The 25,969-nt window shown below is 65.3% G+C and carries 22 protein-coding genes; 13 read left to right on the top strand and 9 right to left on the bottom strand.

Annotated features, from left to right (window positions below; all coding sequences use genetic code 11):
* Positions 1-80 precede the first annotated feature (80 nt).
* Positions 81-917, top strand: coding sequence for an exodeoxyribonuclease III (locus E3T50_RS09965; protein ID WP_134551684.1), 837 nt, complete (start codon positions 81-83; stop codon positions 915-917).
* A gap of 153 nt (positions 918-1,070) precedes the next feature.
* Positions 1,071-2,105, top strand: coding sequence for a metallophosphoesterase (locus tag E3T50_RS09960; RefSeq protein ID WP_134551683.1), 1,035 nt, complete (start codon positions 1,071-1,073; stop codon positions 2,103-2,105).
* 67 nt (positions 2,106-2,172) lie between these two features.
* Here the strand turns inward: E3T50_RS09960 and putP are convergent, their stop codons facing one another.
* Entirely contained in the window at positions 2,173-3,675 is a 1,503-nt protein-coding gene (gene putP, locus E3T50_RS09955) for a sodium/proline symporter PutP (protein ID WP_134551682.1), read from the bottom strand.
* A gap of 167 nt (positions 3,676-3,842) precedes the next feature.
* Here putP and E3T50_RS09950 point away from each other — a divergent pair, with 167 nt between their 5' ends.
* Positions 3,843-5,033: an acyl-CoA dehydrogenase family protein gene (locus E3T50_RS09950; RefSeq protein WP_134551681.1), complete on the top strand. Its 1,191-nt coding sequence runs from the start codon at positions 3,843-3,845 to the stop codon at positions 5,031-5,033.
* Between the two features lie 76 nt (positions 5,034-5,109).
* Here E3T50_RS09950 and E3T50_RS09945 read toward each other — a convergent pair whose 3' ends face one another.
* Both E3T50_RS09945 and E3T50_RS09940 read right to left on the bottom strand, forming a co-directional pair.
* Positions 5,110-5,832, bottom strand: coding sequence for a fumarylacetoacetate hydrolase family protein (locus E3T50_RS09945; RefSeq protein ID WP_134551680.1), 723 nt, complete (start codon positions 5,830-5,832; stop codon positions 5,110-5,112).
* A gap of 16 nt (positions 5,833-5,848) precedes the next feature.
* The gene (locus tag E3T50_RS09940; protein ID WP_134551679.1) at positions 5,849-6,769 is read right to left on the bottom strand and encodes an AEC family transporter; all 921 of its coding nucleotides are present in this window, start codon (positions 6,767-6,769) and stop codon (positions 5,849-5,851) included.
* A gap of 80 nt (positions 6,770-6,849) precedes the next feature.
* On the opposite strand from E3T50_RS09940, the gene E3T50_RS09935 reads away from it, so the two are divergent.
* Both E3T50_RS09935 and E3T50_RS09930 read left to right on the top strand, forming a co-directional pair.
* Positions 6,850-7,665: an alpha/beta fold hydrolase gene (locus tag E3T50_RS09935; RefSeq protein WP_134551678.1), complete on the top strand. Its 816-nt coding sequence runs from the start codon at positions 6,850-6,852 to the stop codon at positions 7,663-7,665.
* Positions 7,666-7,777: 112 nt separating this feature from the next.
* Positions 7,778-11,794, top strand: coding sequence for an SCO7613 C-terminal domain-containing membrane protein (locus E3T50_RS09930; RefSeq protein WP_134551677.1), 4,017 nt, complete (start codon positions 7,778-7,780; stop codon positions 11,792-11,794).
* Positions 11,795-11,987: 193 nt separating this feature from the next.
* Here E3T50_RS09930 and E3T50_RS09925 read toward each other — a convergent pair whose 3' ends face one another.
* Positions 11,988-12,686: a DUF222 domain-containing protein gene (locus E3T50_RS09925; protein ID WP_134551676.1), complete on the bottom strand. Its 699-nt coding sequence runs from the start codon at positions 12,684-12,686 to the stop codon at positions 11,988-11,990.
* Between the two features lie 108 nt (positions 12,687-12,794).
* Entirely contained in the window at positions 12,795-13,631 is an 837-nt protein-coding gene (locus E3T50_RS09920; protein ID WP_134551675.1) for an SDR family NAD(P)-dependent oxidoreductase, read from the bottom strand.
* Positions 13,632-13,704: 73 nt separating this feature from the next.
* On the opposite strand from E3T50_RS09920, the gene E3T50_RS09915 reads away from it, so the two are divergent.
* Positions 13,705-14,844 (top strand): cation:proton antiporter, encoded by a 1,140-nt coding sequence (locus E3T50_RS09915; protein WP_134551674.1) that lies wholly within the window; start codon positions 13,705-13,707, stop codon positions 14,842-14,844.
* Between the two features lie 6 nt (positions 14,845-14,850).
* On the opposite strand, the gene E3T50_RS09910 is transcribed toward E3T50_RS09915, so the two are convergent.
* Both E3T50_RS09910 and E3T50_RS09900 read right to left on the bottom strand, forming a co-directional pair.
* Positions 14,851-15,252, bottom strand: coding sequence for a DUF3592 domain-containing protein (locus tag E3T50_RS09910; protein WP_241990852.1), 402 nt, complete (start codon positions 15,250-15,252; stop codon positions 14,851-14,853).
* Positions 15,253-15,544: 292 nt separating this feature from the next.
* Positions 15,545-16,048, bottom strand: coding sequence for an SRPBCC family protein (locus tag E3T50_RS09900; RefSeq protein ID WP_134551673.1), 504 nt, complete (start codon positions 16,046-16,048; stop codon positions 15,545-15,547).
* Between the two features lie 78 nt (positions 16,049-16,126).
* On the opposite strand from E3T50_RS09900, the gene E3T50_RS09895 reads away from it, so the two are divergent.
* The 5 genes from E3T50_RS09895 to E3T50_RS09875 all read left to right on the top strand — a co-directional run bounded on the left by E3T50_RS09895 (position 16,127) and on the right by E3T50_RS09875 (position 21,380).
* The gene (locus E3T50_RS09895) at positions 16,127-17,020 is read left to right on the top strand and encodes an amidohydrolase family protein (RefSeq protein ID WP_338145354.1); all 894 of its coding nucleotides are present in this window, start codon (positions 16,127-16,129) and stop codon (positions 17,018-17,020) included.
* A 176-nt stretch (positions 17,021-17,196) separates the two neighbouring features.
* Positions 17,197-18,606, top strand: a complete 1,410-nt coding sequence (locus E3T50_RS09890) for a DUF6421 family protein (protein WP_134551672.1) — start codon at positions 17,197-17,199, stop codon at positions 18,604-18,606.
* On the top strand, positions 18,606-19,286 hold the full coding sequence (locus E3T50_RS09885) for an SDR family NAD(P)-dependent oxidoreductase (protein WP_134551671.1): 681 nt from the start codon (positions 18,606-18,608) through the stop codon (positions 19,284-19,286). Before E3T50_RS09890 ends, E3T50_RS09885 begins: the two co-directional genes overlap by 1 nt.
* A gap of 109 nt (positions 19,287-19,395) precedes the next feature.
* On the top strand, positions 19,396-20,280 hold the full coding sequence (locus tag E3T50_RS09880; protein WP_134551670.1) for an ABC transporter ATP-binding protein: 885 nt from the start codon (positions 19,396-19,398) through the stop codon (positions 20,278-20,280).
* On the top strand, positions 20,277-21,380 hold the full coding sequence (locus E3T50_RS09875; protein ID WP_134551669.1) for an ABC transporter permease: 1,104 nt from the start codon (positions 20,277-20,279) through the stop codon (positions 21,378-21,380). Before E3T50_RS09880 ends, E3T50_RS09875 begins: the two co-directional genes overlap by 4 nt.
* Before the next feature lie 25 nt (positions 21,381-21,405).
* On the opposite strand, the gene E3T50_RS09870 is transcribed toward E3T50_RS09875, so the two are convergent.
* Positions 21,406-22,257 (bottom strand): phosphatidylinositol-specific phospholipase C/glycerophosphodiester phosphodiesterase family protein, encoded by an 852-nt coding sequence (locus tag E3T50_RS09870; protein ID WP_134551668.1) that lies wholly within the window; start codon positions 22,255-22,257, stop codon positions 21,406-21,408.
* Between the two features lie 182 nt (positions 22,258-22,439).
* Here E3T50_RS09870 and E3T50_RS09865 point away from each other — a divergent pair, with 182 nt between their 5' ends.
* The gene (locus E3T50_RS09865; RefSeq protein WP_134551667.1) at positions 22,440-23,522 is read left to right on the top strand and encodes a threonine aldolase family protein; all 1,083 of its coding nucleotides are present in this window, start codon (positions 22,440-22,442) and stop codon (positions 23,520-23,522) included.
* Positions 23,519-25,204 carry a long-chain-fatty-acid--CoA ligase gene (locus E3T50_RS09860; RefSeq protein ID WP_134551666.1) on the top strand — a complete coding sequence of 562 codons (1,686 nt, stop codon included), beginning with the start codon at positions 23,519-23,521 and terminating at the stop codon, positions 25,202-25,204. Before E3T50_RS09865 ends, E3T50_RS09860 begins: the two co-directional genes overlap by 4 nt.
* Here E3T50_RS09860 and E3T50_RS09855 read toward each other — a convergent pair.
* On the bottom strand, positions 25,201-25,815 hold the full coding sequence (locus tag E3T50_RS09855) for a hypothetical protein (protein WP_134551665.1): 615 nt from the start codon (positions 25,813-25,815) through the stop codon (positions 25,201-25,203). The genes E3T50_RS09860 and E3T50_RS09855 overlap by 4 nt on opposite strands.
* Positions 25,816-25,969 lie beyond the last annotated feature (154 nt).

Raw genomic sequence — 25,969 nt, 5'->3', positions numbered from 1 at the left:
CCATTCAATCGCAACAGAGCGGGGGCGCGCATTCGATCCCGCGAACGCGGCATCCGCCTGGCCCCTTATAGGCTGGAGGCATGCGCATTGCCACCTGGAACGTGAACTCCATTCGTGCTCGATCCGGGCGAGTCGTCGATTGGATGGAACGCGAAGACATCGACGTTCTCGCCATGCAGGAGATCAAGTGCAAGCCCGAGCAGTTTCCCTCGCAGGTGTTCGAGGACGCCGGCTACGATCTCGCCATTCACGGCCTGAGCCAGTGGAATGGTGTGGCGTTTGCCAGTCGTGAGCCCATGACGGATGTCGTCACCGCCGTTACCAACATGCCTGGCTTCCAAAAGGGTGCCGTCGGCTCCGATCAGCCGCTCGAGGCACGCGCGCTGGGCGTGACGATCAACGACCTGCGGCTCTGGAGCCTCTACGTACCGAACGGGCGCTCGCTCGACGACCCGCATTACGCCTACAAACTGGCCTGGCTGAACGCTCTCCGGGTTCACGCGGCCGAGGAACTCGCCGCCCACCCCGCGCTGGCTTTGGCCATGATGGGCGACTGGAACGTCGCGCCCCGCGACGAGGACATGGGCGACCCAAGCTTCGTACCCGGCCTGTCGACCCACATCTCGCCGGAGGAGCGTGAGGCCTTCGATGCGTTCGAACAAGCCGGGCTGACCGACGTCGTGCGCCCGATCGTTCCGGAGGGTTTCACCTTCTGGGACTACAAGCAGCTGCGGTTTCCCCGCAATGAGGGCATGCGCATCGATTTCATCCTCGGCTCGCCCGCTTTCGCCGACCTCGTGACGGATGCCAGCATCCACCGCAACGAACGCAAGGGCGACGCCCCGAGCGACCACGTTCCGGTCGTCGTAGAACTCGACGGTGGCGGCGATGACGACGACCGCCCGATGATTTTCTAGGGCCACCGACCGTTCCCCGTCCGCCACGAGGGGTTGTCCCGGCCACGGACATGGTCTAGCCTGCTCCGGAAGACGCCTGACGCGCGCTCCGTCTGAGGTGAACCCGCCACCGCCCTGACTCGATTCATAACCCAGTGGGCGAGGAGCAGGCTCATGCGGGCATTCAATGCATTTGTTGCAGGCGTTGGCGGTGCAACCCTCATTGTGATTGTCTTCGCGGGTTTGGCCTCGTCATCCCGGGGGGACGAGGCTGCCGCCTCGTCGGTGCGCTTCACCGCCTCGGGCGATATTTCTTCCAGTAAGGGGGCTGCGGCGACGCTCAACCAGGTGGCCGGCATCGAGCCGGATCTCCACCTCTCGCTCGGTGACCTTTCCTATGGCCAGGCCGGTGCCGAGCAGGCCTGGTGCGACTTCGTCACCTCGAGGGTGGGAGCCGCCTTCCCGTTCGAACTCGTCTCTGGAAACCACGAAGACAACGGACAAAACGGCAACGTCAATGATTTTGCTGCCTGTCTGCCCAATCAGCTTCCAGGCCTGATCGGGACGTATGCGCGGCAGTACTACGTGGACGTTCCTCAGGTCAATCCGCTCGTGCGCTTCATCATGATCTCGCCCGCGCTCACCTACCCCGATGGAGTCTGGTCGTACGCCGCGGGCAGCCCACGCTATCGATGGACCGCCGACGCCATCGACGACGCCAGGTCGGATGGTGTTCCCTGGGTGGTGGTGGGAATGCACAAGCCGTGTCTGTCGGTCGGCCAGTACGAGTGCGACGACGGGGCCGGACTGATGAATCTGTTGGTCGACAAGCGGGTGGACCTCGTTTTGAGCGGTCACGAGCACCTGTATGCCCGCAGCAAGCAACTCGCCCTGGACGCGTCGTGTACAAAGATCGTGCCGGCTAAATATTCAGCCGGGTGCGTCGCCGATGGCGGCAATGCCCTGGTCCACGGGGGCGGAACGGTGTTCGCCACCGTCGGCACCGGCGGCACTCCGCTTCGGAACGTGTTCCGCGCCGACCCGGAGTCGCCGTATTTTGCCGCCTACTCCGGACTCAATCTCGACCCCAGCTTCGGAAACCTCAGCGTTTCGGTGACACCGGGCTCGCTCACTGCCCAGTTCCTGCCAGCGACGGGCTCGTTCACGGATGACTTCACGATCGCCGCAGGGGGCCCGCCAGAAAACTAGCCCATGGTGGCCTCACCCGCCCCCAGCCGAGAGGCCGAGGACGGGTGCCGTCGCGGTGCGAGTTCGTCTAGACGGAAACCTTTTCGGGTGCGCTGTACTTCGGGTGGGCCTGCCCGGCAGCGGCGGCGAATTCGGCATCGATGTCAGCGTTGGGCTTGTAGGTCGCGAGGGAAACCACGACGGCAACGATCAGGCTGGCCGCAAAGCCGGGCACGATCTCGTACAGAATCTCGCCAAGGGCGGAGTTGCCCCAGATGAAGACGACGACGGCGCCGGTGATCATGGAGGCCAGCGCGCCCGCTGTGGACAGCTTCTTCCAGTACAGGGAAAGCAGCACCACAGGTCCGAAGGCAGCGCCGAAGCCGGCCCAGGCAAAGCCGACCAGATCGAGAATGGTCGAATTCTGCTGCAGCGCGATGAGTCCGGCAACGACTGCTACGAGCAACACACCGAGGCGTCCGAACATAACCAACTGTTTCGGGGAGGCGTCCTTGCCGACGATTCGATACAGGTCCTCGACCAGTGCCGAGGAGGACACGATCAGCTGTGAAGAGATAGTGCTCATGATGGCGGCCAGCACCGCGGCCAGCACGAGGCCGGCGATGAACGGGTGGAACAGCGTCTGCGACAGCAGCAGAAAGACCGTTTCCGGGTTCGCGAGCGACAGGTCGGGGTTCTGCTGGAAGTACGCGATGCCGATGAGCGCCGTGGCGATAGCGCCGAGAGCGGTGAGAATCATCCAGCCGACGCCGATGCGGCGACCGGCCTTGGCGTCCTGCGGGGTGCGCATGGCCATGAACCGCACGATGATGTGCGGCTGGCCGACGTAGCCGAGCCCCCAGGCTGCGGCCGAGATAACGCCCAGCACGGAGCCGCCCGCTGTGAGGGAGAGCAGGTCAGGATTGACCGCACGAATGGAGTCGAGGGTTGCGGCGATTCCGCCGGTGGCGCCCAGCGCAACCAGGGGAACAGCAACCAGCGCGACGAGCATGAGCAGGCCCTGGGCGACGTCGGTGAGAGTGGCTCCAAGGAAACCGCCAAACAGCGTGTAGAGCAGGGTGACGCCGGCAACGATCAGCATGCCGGTGAGGAAGGTGGAACCGAAGGACTCCTCGAAGAACACGCCGCCAGCCACCATGCCGGACGAAACATAGAACGTGAAGAACACCAGGATGATGACACCGGAGACGACGCGCAACAGGCGCGTCGTGTCCTTGAGCCGGTTCTCGAAGAAGCTCGGAATGGTGATCGAGTTGTTCGACACCTCGGTGTACGAGCGCAGCCGAGGGGCCACGAATTTCCAGTTCAGCCAGGCGCCGATCGTGAGGCCGATAGCGATCCAGGCTTCGACCAGACCCGATACGTAGATGGCCCCGGGCAGACCCAGCAGCAGCCAGCCCGACATATCGGAAGCGCCGGCACTCAGCGCGGCGGTGCCGGGTGTGAGACCACGGCCGGCGAGCATATAATCGTCAAGATCTTTGGTCTGACGAAAGGCAAAGTACCCGATGGCGACCATGCCAGCGAGGTATATGACGATCGCGATGATCTGAAAAGTTTGATCCGTCAATGGGATTCCTTTGTTGGGATGCCCGGCTTACAGGACGTCAATGCCCGGAGTACGGGCAAGCTAAAGGGGTCAGTCTCGCAGAAATCCGGGCTTTTTACCATTTCCTTCTCTCCATTTGTCCACCCAGACCGGCATGAGGGCGGACTTCACCGACCGAAAGCCGACTCATGCGTGCTGCAGCCTTGATCGACACCGACCCGACCGACGCCGCCGATTTGGTGGGCATTGATTCCCTGCTGACTGCGGCCGAGATCGCCCTGCGCAACGAGGTGCGCGCCTTCGTCAACACGACCATCAAGCCGAATATCGCCGGGTGGTATGAGAAGGCAATCTTTCCGCTCGACGTCATCCCGCAGCTGGCCAAGCTCGGCCTGCTCGGCATGCACCTGACGGGCTACGGCTGCCCCGGACGCAGCGCCGTCGAATATGGACTCGCCGCCCTCGAGTTGGAGGCCGGAGACTCCGGACTGCGCACCTTCGTGAGCGTGCAGGGTTCGCTCGCGATGAGCGCCATCCACAAGCACGGCTCACCGGAGCAGAAGAACGAGTGGCTGCCGCGCATGGCCGCCGGGGAAGTCATCGGCTGCTTCGGGCTCACCGAGCCTGATGCTGGCTCTGACCCGGCGAGCATGACCACCTTCGCGCGCCATGACGGCACTGACTGGGTGATCAACGGCACCAAGCGCTGGATCGGTCTCGCCTCGGTCGCGCAGGTCGCGATCATTTGGGCGATGACGGATGACGGGATCCGCGGCTTTGTCGTGCCCACCGACACCCCCGGCTTCGTCGCCACACCGATCGAGCAGAAGCTGTCAATGCGTGCCTCCATTCAGTGCGAGATTGAGCTGACCGAGGTGCGTCTGCCGGAGGCGGCGATGCTGCCCGCGGCGCACGGCCTACGCGCACCGTTCGAGTGCCTCGGCGAGGCCCGGTACGGCATCGTCTGGGGCGTCATGGGCGCGGCCCGCGACAGCTACCTCACCGCGCTGGCCTTTTCGAAAAAGCGGATGCAGTTCGGCAAGCCGCTCGCCGGCTACCAACTCACCCAGCAGAAGCTGGTGAACATGGCCCTCGAAATCAATAAGGGCACCCTGCTTGCGTTGCAGCTCGGCCGGCTCAAGGACGCCGGCACGCTCGCCCCACACCAGATCTCGCTGGGCAAGCTCAACAACTGCCGCGAAGCCATTGCCATCTGCCGCGAGGCACGCGCGATGCTCGGCGGCAACGGCATTACGCTCGACTATTCCCCGATGCGGCACGCCAACAACCTTGAGAGTGTGCGCACCTACGAGGGTACCGATGAGGTGCACACCCTCATTCTCGGTCAGCACATCACCGGCATCGCGGCCTTCCGCTGAGCGTGCGCTTGCCCAACGAGCCTCGTGGACAGGCCACGACTGCCCTCAAAGCGCTGTTGGCGCGCTGAGATTGCGCTCAGACCACGAGAAAGGCGAGGTCACCGACTCCGTCGATACCCGCGGTGACGGCGCTGCCGGGCTCGATCCGGCCGACGCCGGCAGGAGTGCCGGTGAAGATGAGGTCACCGGGCCGCAATGTGACAAAACGCGACAGAGCGGCGATCACGTCGGGCACGGGCCAGATCTGGTCGGCGAGGTCGGCGTCCTGTTGCGTCTCGCCGCCGACGTTGAGCCAGATTCGTGCCGAAGCGGGATGACCGATCGTGCTCGCGGAAACGAGCGGCGTGCAGGGTCCGGAGAAATCGAAGCCCTTGGAGAGATCCCACGGGCGGCGCAGGGCCTTGGCGGCATCCTGCAGGTCGCGCCGGGTGAGGTCGACGCCGGCGCCGTAGCCGACGACGTGGGTGAGCGCATCCGCTGGGACAATGTCAGCGCCACCGCCGCCGATCGCGACCACGAGTTCCATCTCGAAGTGCAGGTTGTCGGTCGCCGGTGGGTACGGAACAGTGTGGGGGGCAATGCCGTGCGTTGGAACACCCTCGTTGACCGCGAACACGGCGTCGGCCGGCTTCGCGAAGAAGAACGGCGCCTCCCGGTCGGGGTCGTTGCCCATCTCCCGGGCATGCTCGGCGTAGTTGCGGCCGACGCAGTAGACCCGGTGCACGTAGAAGCGCTCAGCCGAGCCGACGATCGGCAAGCTCGTGGGCTCGGGTGCGGTGAACGGGCCAGAAGTAGACATGCGGTCCTTTCGGGACTCAGGCCAGCAAGGCCGCGATGACGAGTAAAGCGGGCATGGACAGAATTGTGGTGAGAAAAACGGTGTCCCGGGTGACGACCACAGCTCGATCGTAACGCGAGGCGAAATTGAAGATGTTCTGCGCGGTCGGCAACGCCGACACGGCGACTACGGCGAATAGCTCGGCGCCGTCGAGGTCGAATACGAAGCGTCCGAACAGGTAGGCGACGATCGGCATCAGCCCCACCTTGATCATGGTGGCGGCCAGGACCTGCTTGCGCCCGGACCCGGCTTTGAGCAGCTGTTGGCCGTGCAGCGACATGCCAAATGACAGCAGCACCAGGGGAATGGCGGCTCCACCGATCAGTTCGAACGGTGCGAGCACCGGGGTCGGCACCGTGATCCCGAAGGTCGCCACGAGCACGCCGGCGAGCGAACCGAGAATCATCGGGTTTCGAAACGGCTGCGTCACGATCGACACGAACGAAGCCCGGCCTCGGGTGGCCACGTCGAGAACGGCCAGGATGGTCGGTGCCAGAATCACCAGCTGCAGCAGCAGTACGGGAGCCACATATTGGGCGCTGCCGAGCACGTAGATGGCCACAGGCAGCCCGATGTTGTTGGCGTTGACGTACGTCGCGCTCGACGCACCGAGCACCGTCTCGGCCAACGGCGCGCGAAAGAACAGCCGCGAAGCGACGATGTAGATGAGCACGCCGACCACGATGGTGCAGACGATGGCGACCAGGGACTCGGAAAACAGCACCGACACATCCGCGTGGGAGAGCACGGTGAACAGCAGCGCGGGAGTTGCGACGAAGAAGGCCATGCGGTTGAGCACCCGGCCTGCACCCGCCCCGGCAATGCCGAACCGCTCAACAAAGTACCCGATCAGGATCACAAATCCGATAATCGAAAACCCGACCAGAACACCGCCCATTTAGTTGAGCCTAGGGCTTGCCCGACCGATGGCCTGCACGGCTCTTCCGGCCGCACGGCCCGCGTTGCTACGCTCAACGCATGCCCCGACTCGACGTTCCTGGCGCTTCCCTCTACTACGAGACTGAGGGGGACCCCGACTCGCCTGCCCTGCTGCTGATCCATGCTGGTATCGCGACCCTGCGCATGTGGGATCCGCAGGTCGCCGCCCTCGCCTCGCATCACTACGTCATCCGCTTCGACACTCGCGGTTTCGGCCAGACGACAACCGAGAACGTTGAATTTTCCAACCGTGCAGATGCCACGGCGCTGCTCGATCATCTCGGCGTCGCTCGCGCCACCCTCATCGGGTGCTCCCGCGGCGGTACGATCGCGATCGACCTCGCCGTGGAGAGCCCGGAGCGGGTCGCCGGACTGGTCGCGATCGGGTCCGGGCCCAGTGGATTTCCCGAGATGGAGCTCACCGAGCGTGAAGACGCCCTGTTCGACAAGCTGGATGAGGCCTTCACCGCCCGCCAGTGGCCGCGGCTGGCCCGGCTCGAGGTCACACTCTGGGCGGTCGGACCGACCCGCAAGGCGGCCGACGTCGACCCAGCATTCCTCAACCTCGCACAGGAGCTCAACCTGCGGAACGTAATTCACGCCACGGAAAACCCGATCTCGCTTCCGCTCGAGCCGCCAGCGCTCGACCGGGTCAGTGACATCGATGTTCCGGCGCTGATCACCGTGGGCGAACTCGATGTGACGTCGTCGCTGGCCCACTACGAGTTCTTGTTGGAGATGCTGCCGCAGGCGAGCGGCTGCACCTTTCGTGACACAGCCCACTTGCCGAGCGTGGAGCATCCGCTGGAGTTTCAGCGCGTGCTGATCAGCTGGCTTGCGACCAACAACCTCTGAACGAGCCGCCTCCTCCCCCCACCAGCAGTTATCCACACGCGGCAGTGCGGTGTGCCCGGAGTTTTTTCGTCCCGGTAGCCTGTGAGGAGCGTGACCGACCGCGGGGAGATCGATGTCAGAGCATGAGTCGGTTCAGACCGGGGACTTCTATCTCCGGCAGGCCGGTCGCATCGTCTGGCCACGCAATGCCCAGGACCTCACCGACCGGGCGCTCTGCCCGGCCTGCCACACTCCACTGAAGTCTCCGGTGTGTTCCGAGTGTCAGCTCAACCTGCGGCATGCAGCCGCAACCGAATTGCTGGCCAGTTCAGCGGCGGCCGCGGCGGCCATGGAGAGACGGGCCGAGCTGATCGGGCGCATCCGGTACGAGACAGAACCGGGCCGAATCACCGTGCCCGAGCTCCCCGTTGTCATATCCGTTCGCGCGAATTCGACCGGTGCTGATTCGACCAGCGCTGCTTCCACCGGTGCTGCTTCGCCCAGTGCAACGAAGGCAGCACCGGCCCAGTCCGTGATGCCGCCGGTTCGGCCGGCAGTCGTACCCAGGCACGCACCATCGATATCCCGCCCGGAAGCCGATGCTGCACCGGCCCTGCCCAGCCGGCCCCAGCGTTCGAGTGTGCAGGTCGTGCTGCTCTTCGTCGGCGTGCTGTTGGTCTCGGTTGCCGCAATCTTCTTTCTCACCGTCGCCTGGATCGTCGCCGGACTGGGATTTCGGTCGGTTGTCGTCGCACTGCTGACCGTGGCGGCCCTCGTGGTCGCAGCCCGCCTGCGTCGCTCGCGGCTCACGTCTACCGCCGAGGGCATCGGGAGCTTTGCCATCGTGCTCGTACTGCTCGATGTCTGGGGCATGCGCCAAAACAACCTGTTCGGGTTGGCCGCCGGCGACGGCGCCTTGTACTGGGGCCTCGCCCTCGTGGTCTGTGCGGCACTGTTCCTCGGCTGGCACGCATGGTCGAACCTGCGGGTGGGCAGCGTCGCCGGTTTCGTCGTTGCGGTTCTCGGACTGGGACTTCTCGCAGCCGGTGTTTTTCAGGACCAGGACACCCTCACCCGTATTTTCGTCGGTTTTCTCGGTGTCGCTGTCGGCGCCCTGCTGCACCGCCTGACGTTACCGCGGCCCGCACTGATCGTGCGACGGTGGCCGGCCATCGACCGCCTCCCCGAGCGGATGCTGCTGCTCACACTGGGTGCGCTGTCCCTCGTCATGGCGGCCATCATCGCGATCTTCGTCGAACCCGACAGCATCGTCGCCCCGGCCTGGTGCCTCGGCGCGGTCGCGGTCGTCGCCGCGGCACACGTCGTGCTCGTGCTGCGCGCACCCCGGCCCGCACGGTTGCTGGGTGAATACCGAACTTTCGCCTATCTATCGGCGTCTCTGGCCGCGTTCGCGGCGGCCGGCATCGCGCCGGTCGTTGCTAGTCGCTACGACAGCCTGCCGTTCTCCCTAACCGTGCCCCTGCTGGTCGCTGCCGCCTTGGCCGTGGCACTTGAACTGTTCGGTCGTCAGTTCGCCGCGTCCTCAGCCGGACGCACGGCCGCTCTGGTGGCGGCTGGTTCGGCCATCACGGTCGCGGCCATTCCGTTGCTCCTCACTGCCGGGTATGCCGCCTGGCCACTCATGCAAGCCACAGCAAACGGACTACGCGGCCGTGAGGTCGTCCCGGACCTTTCCAACGCCGACAACGTCTGGGCTTTGCTCGCACTGGTCGGGGTCGGCGCACTACTGGTTATCGGATGGACCCTGGGCGGTCTGCTCCGCGCCCGGCGCCAGATTGTGACCGCGCTCGCCCTGGCCGTCGTCATTCTCGCCGTGCCCTTCGCCCCGTCCATCGGGATTATCGTCGCGTTCTACCTGCTGCTGGGCGCCGGGGCACTCATCAGCCTGCTCCTCGCTCGGTCGTCGGAGCCAACTTCGGTGCCGGCCAAAGTCAATGACACCGGTCGGTTCTCGCTCGGCTTTCTGGCGCCGGCCGTCATCGTGCTTCTGATCGCCGCGGAGACGCTGAGTTATCTCATCAGCTGGGCGCACCCCACGACCTGGTGGTTCGGCACGGTATCGCTCGTAGTCGCGCTTTGGTTTGCCCGACTGTTGGTCACGCACAGGGTCGCCAGCCCCGTGCTCGCCGACCCCGTGCTCGCCGGCGATTCCCGCGCTCACACTCGTGGAGCGCTGTTGGCCGCCGCGATCGTGATCGTGCTGGTCGGGGTTGGTCACGTTCCGCTGGCCCTCGCGCCGGAACAGCGCTGGTCTGATGCGATCAACCTGGCCAACATCACGGCAGCGATCGCCCTCGCAACGGCCCTCTTGCATATGCTCGTCGCTGCGGCAGCGCTTCGGCCGACGGCGCTGTCTCTTCTCGAACGGCGCTGGGCATTCTTCACCCTCCTCGTTCCAACCCTGTTCGCCTTCGCCCTGCCCGTGCGATATTGGTCGCTAGCCGATGAAGAATCGCTCCTACAGCCCGAACCGCTCGGCTCGATCCTGCGGGCATGCGTGCTCGTCGCCGCCTGCGCGGTGTGGGTGTTCGTGCACGCCAACCGCGGCGTCCTGCGGTGGGAACGTGCCATCGCCGCCGTCGCGCTGGCCCCGGCAATGTTTTTGCTGGTGCGCGAGGTGCTGTTCGCAACGGATGCCGTGACATCCGTTTTCACACTCGCCGCACCGGCCGTGGCCCTCGTGGTCTGCTCGCTCGGGCTGCTGTGCGGCACGCTCAGCCCCGGCCTGTTCGCCCGCCGCGACCGTGCTGCGCTGGAAATCGGCGCCGCGATTGTTCTCGTGCCCGCTGTGTTCACCGCGGTGGTCACGTTGCGCTCCCTCGGCTGGCTCGTGCTCGTGTTCGCCGGTATCGTGACGCTCATCCTGGCGATCGCGCCCGACGGGCTCTTCGGCACCCGGTCGAATCGCCGCCACTTCGGCTGGCTTGCCCTGTTGTTCAGCACAGCCGGCCTCTGGCTCGGCCTGGACCGGGCAGGTACGGTGGCGCTCGAACCGTATGTGCTACCGGTCGCCGGCATCATGTTCACCACGGCCTCACTGATTCGCCGCTATGGCACAACCGATCGATTGAGCGAAGCAAGTCCGGTAGCCGGCCTGCTGACTTTCGCCGGGCTGCTCATTGCCCTGGTGCCGCTCGCCGTGTCAGCAGAGTCGGGGTCGCTGGTGCGCCCCATCGTGCTGGCCCTCGTGTCTGTGGCCCTCATGATCGGCGCGGCACTGCTGCGATGGGCTCCGCCGTCGTCAACCTATCTGGCTGCGGCCGGTTTGGCCGGCGCGATCGCCCTCGTCGTCACAGCCTTCGAACAGACGCAGCGTGTACTCGGCGCGCCCGGCGCCCCCGACGGGCGACTCGAGCTCTGGCTGTTACTTCCTGCCGTGGCGGCGGTCACGACCGCGGTTTTGCTGGTTCGCCAAGCGGATGCCGAAACCACGGCGCTCCGAAACGGCGCCGGCATCCTGCTCGTGCTGGTGTGGGCATGCGTTCTGACCTGGATTGAACTTGCCGTGGTCACTTCGCCCGCCGATGGTGGGCTGTCGGCACCCCGAGCCGTCCTGCTCGTGCTCGTGCTCTCGGCGGTGCACGTGATCGCCCTCTGTCGACCAAGAGCGCCCCTCGGGGGAATCACCGCCTGGAGCGTGCTCGCTCTGGCTGCCCTAGCCGCTATCACGGTGGCCAGCTCTAGCGTGGTCGACCCGTTCGAACTCGTCACCGTTCCGGTGGCCCTCGCGCTGATCGGGTCGGGTTGGCTGCGCCTGCAGGGCGATCCACGAGCGCGGAGCTGGCCCTGGTTTGGTCCCGGACTGGTGTTGCTCCTGGTGCCGTCGCTGCTCCTCGATCTCACCTACAACGACCTGTGGCGCATCGTCAGCCTCGGTGTTGTGGCGATTATTGTTATCGCGATCGGCAGCACGCGGCGACAGCAAGCGCCGTTCGTCATCGGTGCTGCCGTGCTGCTCATCCACGGTGTCGCCCAGCTCTGGCCGTGGATCGCTCTCGCCTACAGCGTGGTTCCGTGGTTCCTCTGGCTCGGTGGCGGCGGCATCCTGCTCATCGTTCTCGCTGCACGCTACGAACAGCGCATCGCGAACCTCAAGTCGGTTGCCCTGCGCATCAGTGCGCTGCGGTAGCCGGGCGTTGCTGCGCGGTGCGGTGCCGTGCCGTGCGATGCGATGCTGCACGGTGCCGAACGGTTGCGCACAGCGCGTGGGTCACGACCGGACCGGTCTTCCAAACGGGCGCGGGTCTACGGGCCCTGCACGTAGAACTGCTGCGGGTCGGGGTCCACGATATCCCAAGCCGAGGCCCACGGGTCCGGAGGGGTCAGTTCGGCCGCGGGCGAACGCCGCGGGGGTGACGTGTCGGCCTGTTGTCGCGGTGGGCTGATGCGGGTGGCGGGATCGGTGGCGTAGTGCCTGCCAGCCGGACTGGTTCTGCGCTGACGTCGAGCACGATGCCGGTGTGCGGGTGCGGGTGCGGGTGCGGGTGCGGGTGCGGGTGCGGGTGCGTGAGGATGCGCAGAAAACTCATCGCGGTTCCCGCCAACCGACGGCCGACCTCCGGGTCGATCGGTCCGTACCCTTCGAGTTCGCCCGGCTCCTCGCTCTTCCCCATCAGGGCGAGGATCGGCACAGTGATATTGACGTTGGCCGTCAGGCCAGCGCCGAGCCCGGTGCTGGTGACCCCTTGGGCGAGCAGGTCGACGGCGACATCGGCGCGGAGTTGGCTGAGCGTGCGGGGCTCGTCGGGGCCCTGCAGGCTGATGGCGTCGTCGGTGACGCGGGTGTAGATGCCGTGGAGGTCTTCACCGGCGGCGCGCAGCCAGAGCGTGGCCATGCCGTCTTTGACCGGAAAGAACATGACCTTGCGGTCGGCCAGGCACTTCGTGCGGCGGACGGTGATGCTGTCGGGGTGGAATCGTTCACGCAGTTTACGGGCCTTCCCGTCGAACTGCGCCGGAGTGAGCTCGCGGGCGTACGGCAGTAACACCGACTCCAGCTCGGCCCGGGCTGGCTGGGGCACGGAGTCGAGCTAGTCGAGCACCCGCCGCACATGTTCGCACTGGTTGACGGGGCACCGACGGGCCCGACCGTCGGCGGAGGCAACCGCAGGCCGACTCGCACCGGGCAGTTACCCGCGACCGACCCAGCGGTCCATTGACCGGTAGACACCGAAAACGCGACCGGCCACGGCGTCCCAGGCCGCCAACGGCAGCACGCCCCGAAGCACCTTCGACAGGTTCACCGTCCAGGGCAACAGCAGTTGCGGTTTGCCGGCGAGCATCGCCCGCCAGACCCGGTCCACCACGTATTCCGGGGTCATCAGTGGGGTGAGCAGCGGCCCGCGGGCCCCGGCGAACATGCCGGTGTCGATGTAGCTCGGGCACACCGTGGTCACCTTGACCTGGCCGTACCCCTGCTGCACGAGTTCGAGCCGCAGCGAATCGCTCCAGCCGATCAGCGCCGCTTTCGAGGCGGCATAGACGCTCATGCGCGGGTTGCTGAGGGTACCGGCAGCCGACGCGATATTGACGATGCGTGACTCCCGGTATCCGCTCGCGATCATCGCCGGCAGAAACTCGCGGGTGATGTACATCGGGGCAAGCGCGTTGATCTGCATGGTCGGGCGGGTGTCGGCGCCGTTGTCGTGCTCCCAGAAATACTTGCCACGCACGATTCCAGCGTTGTTGATGACCACATCGGGGTCGCCGATTTCGGTACGTACCCGTTGCGCGGTCTGCGCGATGGCGCCCAGGTCGGCGATATCGACAACGTAGGGGGCAACCTGCGTGCGCCCGTGGGAACGTTCAGTCAGGATGGCGGTGGTCGCGGCGAGCGCGGCACCGTCGCGGTCCCACAGGATGACGGTTTTCGCCCCCTCGGCGACACAGCGTTCGGCATACAAGCGGCCCATTCCCCTGGCGGCTCCGGTAATCAGCACGCGGGCTCCGGCGACGGTTCGACTCATACCCCCATCATGCCGCCTGAGCGTTCTCTTGCGGGTCTACGCTCGAGCTAGCCGCAGAATCGGGGAGGCGCACATGGACTTTCAGGCCCTCGCGATCATCTCCGTGATCGCTTTGCTCGGCCCCGTGCTGGCAACACCGCGTCGCTGGAATATTCCCGTCGTCATAGGACAGCTCGCCGCTGGCGTGATCGTCGGCCGCACCGGCTTCGGCCTTATCGACGCCGCTGACCCTACGCTCACCCTCTTGGCGGATGTCGGATTCGCGTTGATCATGTTCGTGGCCGGCACGCACGTGCCCGTACGTTCCGGCGCGATTCGTGCGGCGCTGTCGGCCGGCCTGGTGCGGACAATTCTGGTGACCGTCTCGGCGATCGCCCTCGGCGTGGCGATCGCGTTGATCTTCGGCTCGAATCATGCACTCCTATATATAGTCTTGCTCGCCTCCTCGTCGGCCGCGCTCGTGCTGCCCCTCATCCGCCCGCTGGGGCTGCGCGGCCGATCTATGCTGGAGCTCACCGCGCAGGTGGCGATCGCCGATATCGCGGCCATCGTGGCCCTGCCGCTCGCCATCGACCCGCCGAATGCGGGCCGTGCCGCCCTCGGGGCTGCCCTGGTCGCGGTGCTGGCAGTGGCGCTCTACGGTGTGCTGGCCTGGCTGGAACGAAACGGCTTGCGCGTCCGGCTGCACAAGCTTTCCGCAAACCGCAAGTTTGCGCTCGAGCTGCGCATCCAGCTGGCCATTCTGTTCGCCCTGTCGGCGGTCGCCGTGTTCAGCCATGTGTCGGTCATGCTCGCCGGCTTTGCGTTCGGCCTCGCCGTTGCTGCGGTCGGCGAACCGCGCCGTCTCGCCCGCCAGCTGTTCGCCCTCGCCGACGGATTCTTCGGACCGCTCTTCTTCGTCTGGCTCGGTGCCTCGCTCGCGCTGCGTGACCTCGCCGAGCACCCGCAAATGATCGCGCTCGGCCTGGTGCTCGGACTGGCCACCCTGCTCACCCACGCGACTACCCGCCTGCTGGGACTCCCCCTGTCCTTCGGGCTGCTGTCGGCCGCCCAGCTCGGCATTCCAATCGCGGCCGCGACGATCGGCACCCAGCTGCACGTGCTCGTCCCCGGCGAGGCTGCGGCGCTGCTGCTCGGCGCGCTCGTGACCATCGCGGTGACCGCGGTGGCAAGCGGATGGGCGCAGCGGCGCGCGACATCCGCTTCTGGGTAGACGGCGTTAGAGAAACATCAGCACGATGCCGGCGACACCGGCCACGACTCCGATTCCGAGCAGGACCAGGCCGATCAGGCGCAACCCCTTGCCGTCCAGGTCGGGATCGTGCGTTCGGCACCGCTCGGGGTGGCGATTGCGGAACCAGACGCGCACGTCATCGCCCGGCACCAGGTGATGCGTCTCGTGCGTGTCGGCGGGGCATTCGTGCACATCGCCCAGATCATCAAACCAGCGGATGACCGTGGCCGCCCCCGACGCGGCAATCACCGCGCTCGTGCGCGTCCAACGACCGCTGATACCGCGAACCGAGAGGCCGACTATGTAGAGGGTCGTTCCAATGATGAGGCCGACGAGAGTGAGAATTTCGCTGATGATGCCGATGAAGTCGAGCGCGTTCACTGGCACCGCCGTCCGTTGTCTGTCGTCTGCTCGCGGCGCTTACCCCGATGGCTAAAGCGTATCGTTCAGGGCCGCACCGACGTGCGTCCAGGCTGAATCCACACGATTTGGACTCTTTGTACCCCAAGGCTGGCGACACGATCTGGTCGGAATCGCACCGGCCGCGCAGTGGGCGACGATGAGCGGTCTGGCCGCGCACGCCGTAGCAGAACGTCGAACGCTTGGCCGCGATGAAGAAGCGTGGCCTCGGTTACGCGATCCACTACTTTCCAGAGGCCCCCTATGACCGGTCGGGCAGTTAATTGTTCGAGCGCGAGGTTATGCCGGCCCTGAACTCGGCGAGCACGTTGTCCAGCCGGTTATACCCCTCTGCCATGCCGTCCTCCATTCCGTTGTCGGCCATGCCGTCGCGAGCCTCCTGGCTGGGATAGGTGGAGTGACCGATGAGGCGCATGCACCCCCCTCCGAGGTCAACGAAGCGCACGGTCTCGATACTCACAACATCCGGGTGGCCGCCATATTCAAAGGTTTGAATAATGAAGTCGTTGGGCCGGACCTCGTGGAAAACGCCGTGAAACTCAAACCTCTCGCCCTCGGGGTCGATATGAGTGAAGCGGTAACTGCCGCCGGTGCGTAGATGCCAGTGGTCGATCTCTGTGCTGTAGCCCGTCGGGCCGAGCCACTGCTGCACGAGGTCGAGATCCGCGTGGGCCCGGTAGACCGCAGACACGGGGGCGTCGAAGTCCCGTGAAAATTCGATGAACGGCAAATTGGGAACAACGGTGACCTGCAGAGTGCTCATGTCGTTACCTCTTCTCGCGGATGAAAATAGGCCAGGGTGCACCTCCTGTCAAGACACCGGTCTGACACACTGGGTCAAATGATGCTCACCGACAACGACGTGCCGGCCTGGTGGCGGGGACTCGGCCTCCCCGGACTCGTCGACCTGCACACCCATTTTCTGCCCGACCGCATGCTGCGGCGCGTCTGGGCGCACTTCGACGAGATCGAGCCGCTGATTGGTCAGGAGTGGCCGATTCACTACCGCGACGACGAGCCCGCGCGGCTGGCGACGATTCGGCGGCTCGGTGTGCGCCGTTTCACCGCGCTGTCGTATGCGCATCGCCCGGGGATGGCGGCTTCTCTGACCGATTTCTCGCTCTCTCTGGCCGCAGAACACGATGACTGCGTGCCCAGCGCCACGTTTTACCCGGAAGAGGGCGTGCTGGGGCAGGTGCAGTCCGCCCTCGATCGTGGCGCGCGGGTGTTCAAGATTCACGCGCAAATCGGGGCATTCGACCTGCGTGACCCCCTGCTCGACCCGGTCTGGGGGCTGCTCGCAGACGCGGCGATCCCGGTGGTCATCCATGTCGGCAGCGGACCGGTGGCGAGCCCGGGAATCACCGGGCCGGACAAGCTTGCAGGAGTGCTGGCGCGGCATCCGCTGCTGACGGCCGTGGTCGCCCATCTCGGCGCCCCGGAATACGACGAATTCCTCGATCTCGCCGAGCGCTATCCCTGGGTGCACCTCGACACCACGATGGTGTTCACCGATTTCTTCGAGCAGCTCGCGCCGTTCAACCCCGCGCTGCTGCCTCGGCTGGCCGACCTGCCAGACCGGGTGGTATTGGGCAGCGACTTTCCCAACATTCCGTATCCGTACGCGCACCAGCTGGAGTCCCTCGAACGTCTGCGTGACCGGGAGCCGCGGCTCGACGACGACTGGCTGCGCGCGGTCTGCTGGTTCAACGGGCTGCGCCTAATCGGCGAGTAGGGCTCACCGTCGCGTCTCAGCTCGCCGTTCGCCAGAACACGGTGAATTCGAGCGTCGCGATGCTTGGAAAACGACGATTCATTGCGAAAAGTCGCAAGAAAACGCCGTGCATCGCCCGATACTCTGAAGAGGAACGCCCGTCGCAACCGCGGCACTCATTCGAATCGGAGGTTCCCATGTCGATATCTGTTGAAAAAACACACGTAGCTAACGCTCTGGTCGGAGAGCCCGAGGTTCTCGAAGACGGCGGCTCGACTCTCTCGCAGCATCCGTCCTGGCTCAGCCTGAAGGCCGCGGCATCGGCGCTCCAGGGCGTGCAGTCGCAGGACGGGTCGATTGCTGACGCCGAGCGGCACACGGACGCGGCGGCATCCGTTTCACGCATCACCGCGGCACTCGAAGACCTCGTACCGCACTTTGCGCACGATGTCGCGTATCTGGCGGCCCTGGTCGTGGACTTCGACCGCTGGGCGTCAGGTGGATTCGGCGTGCCCGACTTCTACGATTCCCTCGTGGCTTTCCAGCCGCAGCAGCACCGCGTCAACGGCCTGCGCCACCTCGTTGTTTTTCCGATGTACACGCAGAACGGCAGCGCCAATCGGCTGGTCGAAGCCGTGCTGATCGAGGTCATCTGGCCGGAATTCATCGACGAGCTCGAGGCCGAATACACGAACAAACTGTTCGTGCCGATTCGTTTTCTCGACTTCACCGCGGGCTACGACACCAACTCGGCCGTTCTATTTCCCGAGACCGTCGCGATGCGCGAGATTCCGACGTTCACCTGGGGGGCGATCTTCGCCGACCGCGAAGCCGCCCGTTTTCGCCGGGTGGTGCGCGCGGCCGCCGAGATCACGCGACTCGAACTGCCTGCCGAAGCCGCCGCGCTGCTCGATGACCAGCACCTCACCGAAGAAACCTTCGTGATGTGGGATCTCATCCACGACCGCACGCACATGCGCGGGGATCTACCGTTTGACCCCTTCATGATCAAGCAGAGAATGCCATTCTTTCTCTACTCTCTTGAGGAGCTGCGCTGCGACCTGACCGCTTTTCGTGAGTCGGTCACGATCGAGCGCAGCGGATTGGTGAGCCCGGAGGCCCGTCGGCACGCAAAACTGGTGCAGTACGCGGTCATCTTCGACCGTATCTTCCGGTTCGCGATCACCGGCAACCGGGTGCGCAACTATGACGGCCTCGGCGGTCAGCTGTTGTTCGCCTGGATGCACCAGCACGGCGTGCTGCACTGGACCGATACCCGGCTCACCTTTGATTGGGACGCCGTGCCCGAGGTGGTCATAGCGCTCGGAGCGCAGATCGACGATCTGTACTGGGCGTCGATCGACCGGCCGAAGAAGGCTCACTGGCTCGCGGCCTACGAGATGATCTCGAAGACCCTCACGCCGAACCCGGCGTCGACCTGGGCCCGCGGGCTGACGCTCGACGTGCTCGCCGGAGCCCCCAAGGGCTACACCGACCAGGTTCTCGACGACGAATTCCCGCTGTCGATGTTCTTCGAAGCGCTCGAGAAGAAGATGCGCACGGTCATCGAGTCGACGGCCGGCATCACCGGCAGCGCGGGCGAGTAATGGTTGTCAGACCGGCCGTCGCTGGTCGCACCGTGCTCATCGCTGGCGCGACCAGCGCGGCCGGTCTGGCCGTCGCGTCGTCACTAGCGGATGCCGGGGCGCGCGTCGTGGCCGTCGGCTCCAATCTTGCACGCCTCCAGTCGGTGCTGACCGTGGCACCGGAGGCTGTGCTCTACGAGTGCGATCTCACCAGCTTTGAGGCGGTGACCGCGCTGGCAGCGCAGGTTTCTTTATCGCAGGGACCGATCGACGGACTGATTCATCTGGTGGGCGGCTGGCGCGGCGGCGGGGGTCTGGCCGGCCAGACCGACGAAGACTGGGCTTTTCTGCACGCGCACGTGGTCACCACGCTGCGCAACACCACCCGAGCATTCAACGCCGACCTGCTGGCTTCTTCGGCCGGGCGGCTCGCGATTGTGTCGAGCGTGTCGGTCGACCGGCCCCTGGCGGGCGGCGCGAATTATGCGGCCGCGAAATCTGCGGCCGAAACGTGGGTGCGCGCGGTCGGTCAAGGCTTTGCGAAGGCTGGCGACACCGCCGCGGCGGTGATTTTCGTCGTGCGGTCGTTGGGCGGGCTGGAGACCGAGCTGGCTATCCGCGTGACGCGTCTGTGGGATGAGGCGGCGGCATCCGTCAATAACAGCCGGGCTGTGCTGGCACCGGAGTCTCCCGAAACCTGACTTACTCGCCCGCCGGCACCGTCGCACCTCTTGGCTCGCCCCTCGTCGGCAGCCCCCGACTTCCGCTGGTCCGCGCTACCGTGAGGACACGCACAACGAAAGGGCGGGCATGCTCGACATCCGGGGAGTCACCAAGAGCTACGGCACCACAAAGGTACTCACCGACGTGAGCTTCACCGTCGGCGACGGTCGCCTCACCGGCTTCGTCGGCGCGAACGGCGCCGGTAAAACCACGACGATGCGCATCATTCTCGGTGTACTGTCGCCCGATTCCGGCACCGTGCTCATCGGCGGCATTCCGGTCACCGCAGGCGATCGACGTCGATTCGGCTACATGCCGGAGGAGCGCGGCCTGTACCCCAAAATGAAGGTCGCCGAGCAGCTCGTCTACCTGGCGCGCCTGCATGGGTTGTCGCCGGCATCCGCGCGCCGCAATACCGGCGATCTGCTCGAGCGTCTCGGTCTCGGCGCACGCGCCGGCGACACCGTCGAGTCGCTCTCACTCGGCAACCAGCAGCGCGCCCAGATCGCCGCCGCCCTCGTGCACGACCCCGAGTTCCTCGTGCTCGACGAGCCGTTCTCCGGCCTCGACCCCCTCGCCGTGGAGGTCGTGATGAGCGTGCTCGCCGGCCATGCCGCCCAGGGCGTGCCCGTGCTGTTCTCCTCGCACCAACTCGACATCGTCGAACGGCTTTGCGACGACCTCGTCATCATCGCCGACGGCGAGATTCGTGCGAACGGCTCCCGCGACGCTCTGCGTGAGCAGCACGGCAGCCCCCGCTTCGAGATACGTACCGCGGGCGACACCGGCTGGATCCGCTCGCAGCCCGGCATCACCGTCATCGATTTCGACGGTGATCACGCCGTGTTCGAAGCCGAAACGGATGCTGCCAGCCAGGCCGTTCTGCACCGTGCGGTCGCGCTCGGCGCCGTGCACAGCTTCAGCCAGCAAAGACCCAGCCTCGCAACCATCTTCAGGGAGGTCATCGCGTGAACAACGAGACCCACACCGCGCCCACCTTCGCCCAGAGCGTCTGGTTGGTTTCCAACCGCGAGATCACGGCACGCCTGCGCAGCAAGTCTTTCCTCATCGCCACCGGAATTCTGCTCCTCATCTCGATGGCATCGGTTATCGTCGGCAGCATTGTCAGCCAGAACACGAGCCTGACCAAGGTTGCCGTAGTCGGCACGGCCCTCGGCGTCGTTGAACAGACCAAAGCCTTTGACATCGTCGAATCCGACACTGTCAAAGGCGCCGAAGCACTCGTGCGTGACGGCACCGTCGACGCGGCCGTCGTGCCCTCGGACAGTGCCGATTCCCTGCTCGGCATCACGGTGATCGCCCTGGATTCGGCGCCGCGCGATGTTCTCGGCACGCTCAGCGTCAGCCCCGATGTGAAAATTCTCGAGCCGGCCTCGCAAGACGGTTTTCTCGCCTACCTCGTTGCTATCGGCTTTGGCATCATCTTTCTCATGTCGGCGACCACCTTCGGCGCCACCATCGCCCAGAGTGTGGTCGAAGAGAAGCAGACCCGCATCGTCGAGATTCTCATGTCGACCATCTCGGTGCGGGCACTGCTGGCCGGCAAGGTGCTCGGCAACAGCCTGATGGCGTTCGGACAGATCGTATCGATCGGCCTGCTGGTATCGATCGGCCTGGCGGTGACCGGGCAACGAGTGCTCCTGGCCGATGTCGGCCCGGCCATCGTCTGGTTCGCCGTGTTCTTCGCCTTCGGATTCGTGCTGCTCGCCGCGCTCTACGCGGCAACGGCGTCGATGGTGTCCCGGCAAGAAGACGTGGGCTCAGCGACCTCACCGGTGCTGTTCCTCGTCATGATCCCCTACTTCATGGTCGTTTTCTTCAACGACAATCCACTCGTGCTGGCGATCATGTCGTACGTGCCGTTCTCGGCGCCGGTCGGGATGCCGGTGCGCATTTTCCTCGGCCAGGCCGAATGGTGGGAACCCATGCTGTCCCTGGTCGTGCTGGCACTGTCGACAATGGTGGTGATTTTGATCGGGTCGCGCATCTACTCCAACGCGCTGCTGCGCATGGGCGCCCGCGTGTCGCTGCGCGAGGCCCTGAAAGGTTAGCGGGAGGCCGAGTCGTACCGGCTCGCTAGCTTCGACTTCCGAGGAACCCCGCCAGTGCGGCCAGATCATCGGTGTTGATGTGGTCAACCCCGGCCGAGTGCAGCTGGGTCCAGATCGCCTCGCGGGCTGCGCCGGGCACGTCCAGGGTTCCCCAGAAGCGCACGCGGTAACCGTCGGCGTGCGCCAGCTCCACATAGTCGCGCAGCTTGACCTTCTCGCTCTCGGGCATGGGACCCGTACCCTGCCAGGCGAAGAGCTTGTTCCAGTTCTCGCTGACCAGCGGCATAAGATCAGCCGGCAGCCCGGATGCCAGGTCGGTGGAGCGTCCATCGTAGAAGGCGAACCGCGAGTTCAGATTTTGCATGGTTTTCAGGGGCCGGTTGCCGCTGACGACGGCGATGACCGGTCCGGTTTTTGTCTTGCCGTTGCCGTACCGGGTCATGATGGAACGGTGCTCCGCCAGCTCTTTCTCGATCGCGGCGTAGCTGCTCTCACCGTCGCTCTTGATATCGATCAGCAGTTGGAAGCTGCCATCCCATCCGGGGTAGACGCTGCGGCCGTGCCCGCGCAGGAGTTCGGACAGTGGATCAAGGTAGAGGCTTTCCAGGGTGACCCCCGGTTGAACATTCTCGAGATCGTGGGCGACGAGTAGTTCACCGTCCACAAGCCAGACATCCGCTTCCACGCTGGTGAAGCCTTGTTCGAGGGCATCGAAGAGAGGGTGGTCATGCTCGTAGTCATTGTGAGCATGGGCGGCATCCTGCGGGGTGCCAAGGACGACCCGCGACGGTGCGTCCGCCACACGTGGGGAGGCACCGGTGACGGTGGTGACGGCGACAAGAGCGATGAGGGCCGAAGCGGCAACTCTGAAAAACATGGGTCTCTTTCCAAGCGGAGGAAGCTACGCGAAGGCGTATCGCTTTACGGTTTATCGGCACTCTGTGTCCGTCCGGCAAACGAATGATGAACCGGCCATGGACCGGAGAGGTTGCTCGTACTCGAGGTGTCGATGCGCAACGAATCGCGAAAGAATGTCTGGAGCCCGAATCGCCCAGCCGGATGCGGGAGGATGGAGGGGTGACCCCACTCCATGATCTACGCGACCGCGGTTTCGCCTCCGACAACTACTCCGGAATTCATCCGGAAATTCTGGAGGCGATTGTCCAGGCCAACGGCGCTCACCAGATCGCCTACGGCGAAGACGTCTACACGACCCGGCTGCAGGAGGTCTTCGCCCGACAGTTCGGCGAGGGCGTCGAAGCTTTTCCGGTGTTCAATGGCACCGGCGCCAACGTCACCGGCCTGCAGTCGATGCTGCCGCGCTGGGGCGCCGTGATCTGTACAGCCACCGCACACATTCACAACGACGAGGGCGGCGCCCCCGAGCACGTCGGCGGCTTCAAGCTGCTGCCGGTGGTCACCCCCGACGGCAAGCTCACCCCCGAACTCATCGACCAGGAGGCCTGGGGCTGGGGCGATGAGCACCGCGCGCAGCCGCTCGTCGTGGCCATTACCCAGACCACCGAGCTCGGCACCGCCTACACGGTGGACGAGGTGCGCGCGATCGCCGATCACGCGCACTCCAAGGGAATGACGCTACACATGGACGGCGCCCGCATTTCCAACGCCGCGGCCAGCCTCGGGCTTCCGTTGCGTGCCTTCACCCGCGATGCCGGCGTCGATGTGCTCAGCTTCGGCGGCACCAAGAACGGCATGATGCTCGGTGAGTGCATCGTGGTACTCAACCCCGCAGCATCCACCGGCCTGAAATTTCTGCGCAAGTCGAACATGCAGCTCTCCAGCAAGATGCGTTTCGTCTCGGCGCAGCTCATCGCGCTGCTCGACGGGGACCTGTGGTTACGGAACGCCTCCCACTCCAATGCGATGGCTGCCCGGCTGCGCGACGCGCTCGAAAGTGCAATCGCCCAGGGCACCATCACCGGGTTGGCTTTCAGCCAGGCCACGCAGGCCAACGCCATCTTCGCCACCCTGCCCGCTGGCGTGGCCGACCGGTTGCGCGACTCCTTTCGGTTCTACGACTGGGATGCCACCAAGAACGAGGTGCGCTGGATGTGCGGCTTCGACACCACCGAGGACGACATCGATCAGTTCGTGGCAGCGATCACCCGGGAGCTGTCGTGACCTTCACGAACCGGCCGTGGCTCGCCTCGTACGCCCCCGGCGTTCCCGGCACGATCGCCGAGACCACCGAGACCCTCACCGACATGATGGAGACCTCGGCCGAACGGTTTGCGCCGGCCGTCGCACTGGACTTCTTCGGCTCCAGCACTACCTACGCCGAGCTCGGAGAACAGATCTCCCGGGCCGCGAACGGCTTGCGCAAACTCGGCGTGACCCCGGGCGACCGGGTGGCTCTCGTACTGCCGAACTGCCCACAGCACGTGGTGGCGTTCTACGCGGTGCTGCGCCTCGGCGCCATCGTGGTCGAGCACAATCCGCTCTACACCGACCGGGAGCTGCGCCACCAGTTCGAAGACCACGGCGCCCGCGTCGCGATAGTCTGGGACAAGGTCTACGAGACGGTCCGCGCTTTTCCCAAAGACATGGGGGTAGCGGATGTTGTCACGGTCGACCTCACCCGCGCAATGCCGTTCTCGAAACGGCTGGCGCTCAAGCTGCCGATCAAGAAGGCCAAGGACGCTCGCACCTCCCTTACCGCGGGCCCCGGACAGGGCGCGATCACCTGGGAGACGATCGTTGGTGCCCGCAAGCTGCACCCCTCACACCAACGACCGCTGCTCAGCGACACCGCAGTGCTGCAGTACACGAGCGGCACGACCGGCACCCCCAAGGGCGCCATTTTGAGCCATTACAACCTGCGCGCCAACGCCGCGCAGGGCTCCGCCTGGGTCGCGGGTCTTCGCCCCGGTGATGAAACCGTCTACGGCGTGCTGCCGATGTTCCACGCCTACGGCCTCACCCTCTGCCTCACCTTCGCGATGAGCATCGGCGCCCGTCTCGTGCTGTTTCCCAAGTTCGACGAGAAGCTCGTACTTGACGCGGCCAAGCATGCACCGCCCACCTTTTTGCCGGCGGTACCGCCGATCTACGACCGCCTGGTCTCGGCCGCAACGAAGAAAAAGGTGAACCTCGCGGGCATCCGCTTTGCTATTTCAGGCGCCATGAACCTGCCAGTTTCCATCGTGGAACGGTGGGAGAAGGCCACCGGCGGGCTGCTGGTCGAGGGCTACGGCATGACCGAGGCGTCACCGATCGTCGCCGGCAACCCGATCGGCCCGAGCCGTCGCCCCGGAACGGTCGGTGTGCCGTTTCCAAGCACCGACATTCGTGTGGTCGACCCGGAAGACCCCACGATCGAGCGCGGCTTCGACGAGGAGGGCGAGCTACTCGTAGCCGGTCCGCAGGTCTTCTCCGGTTACTGGGACCGCCCGAGCGAGAGCGCCGAGGTGCTGCTCCCCGGTGGCTGGCTGCGCACCGGCGACATCGTGCGGGTCTCGGCCGACGGCTTCATCACCATCGTCGACCGCCTGAAGGAACTCATCATCACCGGCGGCTTCAACGTGTCGCCGTCCGAGGTCGAAGAAACTCTGTTGTCGCACCCCGACATCAACGACGCGGCCACGGTCGGGCTGCCGAGCCCGAACGGCGGCGAAGACGTCGTGGCGGTCGTGGTGCTTCGGTCCGGCGCCGAACTCGACGTGACCGCGGTGCGTGAGTACTGCCGCACCCGGCTGTCGGCCTACAAGGTGCCGCGGCGCATCGTCGAGGTGGACGACCTGCCGCGCAGCCTGCTCGGCAAGGTGCTGCGCCGCGAGGTGCGCAATCGGTTGCAGGGCCGCTAATTGTGGTTGGGACAGTAGGACCGTAGCTGCGTCTGGTACAGACTCTCCCCCTCGCCGGCTGGCATCGGTGTGATCGGAACGCCGCAAAACAGCACGGTTGCGTACAATCCGTTTCCACCCGTGGTCAGCAGGCCAGAGCCGGCGTCATCCCCAGCGCAGCGCAGATCGAACGCGACCTGAATCTGGCCCGTTTGAAAGCCGATGATGGTGACGCCGACCAGCGGAACGGACGGTTTGGCCGCCTCAAAGTCTGCCCGCGGATGGCCAAGGTCGGTCATCTCGGTCTGTCCGGTTCGTGCGAACTCCGACAGCAGGAAGTCGATCCAGTCGGGCGTGAAATAGTCGCGTGATCGCAAAGTGTCGCTGACCAGGCTGGAGTTGTACGGGAGCTCGGTGTCCACCGCAGACTCACTGGCGTCAGCGGTGACGGTGAGTTCCCGGTGGCCGAGCGCGGCCGGCTCCGCATCCTGCATTGGATGCCAGGTCAGTTGCGCATCCTGTTGGCTGCAGGCAACCGGTTCCGGGCTCGACACGGATGCCGTTGGGGTCACATTCTCTGGAAAGAAGGCACTGCAGCCGGTCAATACCACCAGCAGAATCGGAACGGCCATAACCAAACGGCGCCGTGCACAGCGCCCCCTGACCGAACAAGGAACGCCCGTTGCGCGAGATTGCACAAAAATCAACTCCCCGAGGTTTCGTGCCACCCTGCTCGCCCGCGAGCGCACGAAGTGCCCGTTTGCACAAGCCAAACGGGCACTATCG

The sequence above is a fragment of the Cryobacterium gelidum genome (assembly GCF_004403985.1).
Classification (GTDB): domain Bacteria; phylum Actinomycetota; class Actinomycetes; order Actinomycetales; family Microbacteriaceae; genus Cryobacterium; species Cryobacterium gelidum.
This window is presented reverse-complemented; position numbering and strand designations above follow the sequence as displayed.

What these genes read in the sequence shown, in the direction of transcription:
- E3T50_RS09965 (WP_134551684.1), top strand. Translation starts at nt 81, where the DNA reads ATGCGCATTGCCACCTGGAACGTGAACTCCATTCGTGCTCGATCCGGG.
- E3T50_RS09960 (WP_134551683.1), top strand. Translation starts at nt 1,071, where the DNA reads ATGCGGGCATTCAATGCATTTGTTGCAGGCGTTGGCGGTGCAACCCTC.
- E3T50_RS09950 (WP_134551681.1), top strand. Translation starts at nt 3,843, where the DNA reads ATGCGTGCTGCAGCCTTGATCGACACCGACCCGACCGACGCCGCCGAT.
- E3T50_RS09945 (WP_134551680.1), bottom strand. Translation starts at nt 5,832, where the DNA reads ATGTCTACTTCTGGCCCGTTCACCGCACCCGAGCCCACGAGCTTGCCG.
- E3T50_RS09940 (WP_134551679.1), bottom strand. Translation starts at nt 6,769, where the DNA reads ATGGGCGGTGTTCTGGTCGGGTTTTCGATTATCGGATTTGTGATCCTG.
- E3T50_RS09935 (WP_134551678.1), top strand. Translation starts at nt 6,850, where the DNA reads ATGCCCCGACTCGACGTTCCTGGCGCTTCCCTCTACTACGAGACTGAG.
- E3T50_RS09930 (WP_134551677.1), top strand. Translation starts at nt 7,778, where the DNA reads ATGTCAGAGCATGAGTCGGTTCAGACCGGGGACTTCTATCTCCGGCAG.
- E3T50_RS09920 (WP_134551675.1), bottom strand. Translation starts at nt 13,631, where the DNA reads ATGAGTCGAACCGTCGCCGGAGCCCGCGTGCTGATTACCGGAGCCGCC.
- E3T50_RS09915 (WP_134551674.1), top strand. Translation starts at nt 13,705, where the DNA reads ATGGACTTTCAGGCCCTCGCGATCATCTCCGTGATCGCTTTGCTCGGC.
- E3T50_RS09900 (WP_134551673.1), bottom strand. Translation starts at nt 16,048, where the DNA reads ATGAGCACTCTGCAGGTCACCGTTGTTCCCAATTTGCCGTTCATCGAA.
- E3T50_RS09895 (WP_338145354.1), top strand. Translation starts at nt 16,127, where the DNA reads ATGATGCTCACCGACAACGACGTGCCGGCCTGGTGGCGGGGACTCGGC.
- E3T50_RS09890 (WP_134551672.1), top strand. Translation starts at nt 17,197, where the DNA reads ATGTCGATATCTGTTGAAAAAACACACGTAGCTAACGCTCTGGTCGGA.
- E3T50_RS09885 (WP_134551671.1), top strand. Translation starts at nt 18,606, where the DNA reads ATGGTTGTCAGACCGGCCGTCGCTGGTCGCACCGTGCTCATCGCTGGC.
- E3T50_RS09880 (WP_134551670.1), top strand. Translation starts at nt 19,396, where the DNA reads ATGCTCGACATCCGGGGAGTCACCAAGAGCTACGGCACCACAAAGGTA.
- E3T50_RS09870 (WP_134551668.1), bottom strand. Translation starts at nt 22,257, where the DNA reads ATGTTTTTCAGAGTTGCCGCTTCGGCCCTCATCGCTCTTGTCGCCGTC.
- E3T50_RS09865 (WP_134551667.1), top strand. Translation starts at nt 22,440, where the DNA reads ATGCGGGAGGATGGAGGGGTGACCCCACTCCATGATCTACGCGACCGC.
- E3T50_RS09855 (WP_134551665.1), bottom strand. Translation starts at nt 25,815, where the DNA reads ATGGCCGTTCCGATTCTGCTGGTGGTATTGACCGGCTGCAGTGCCTTC.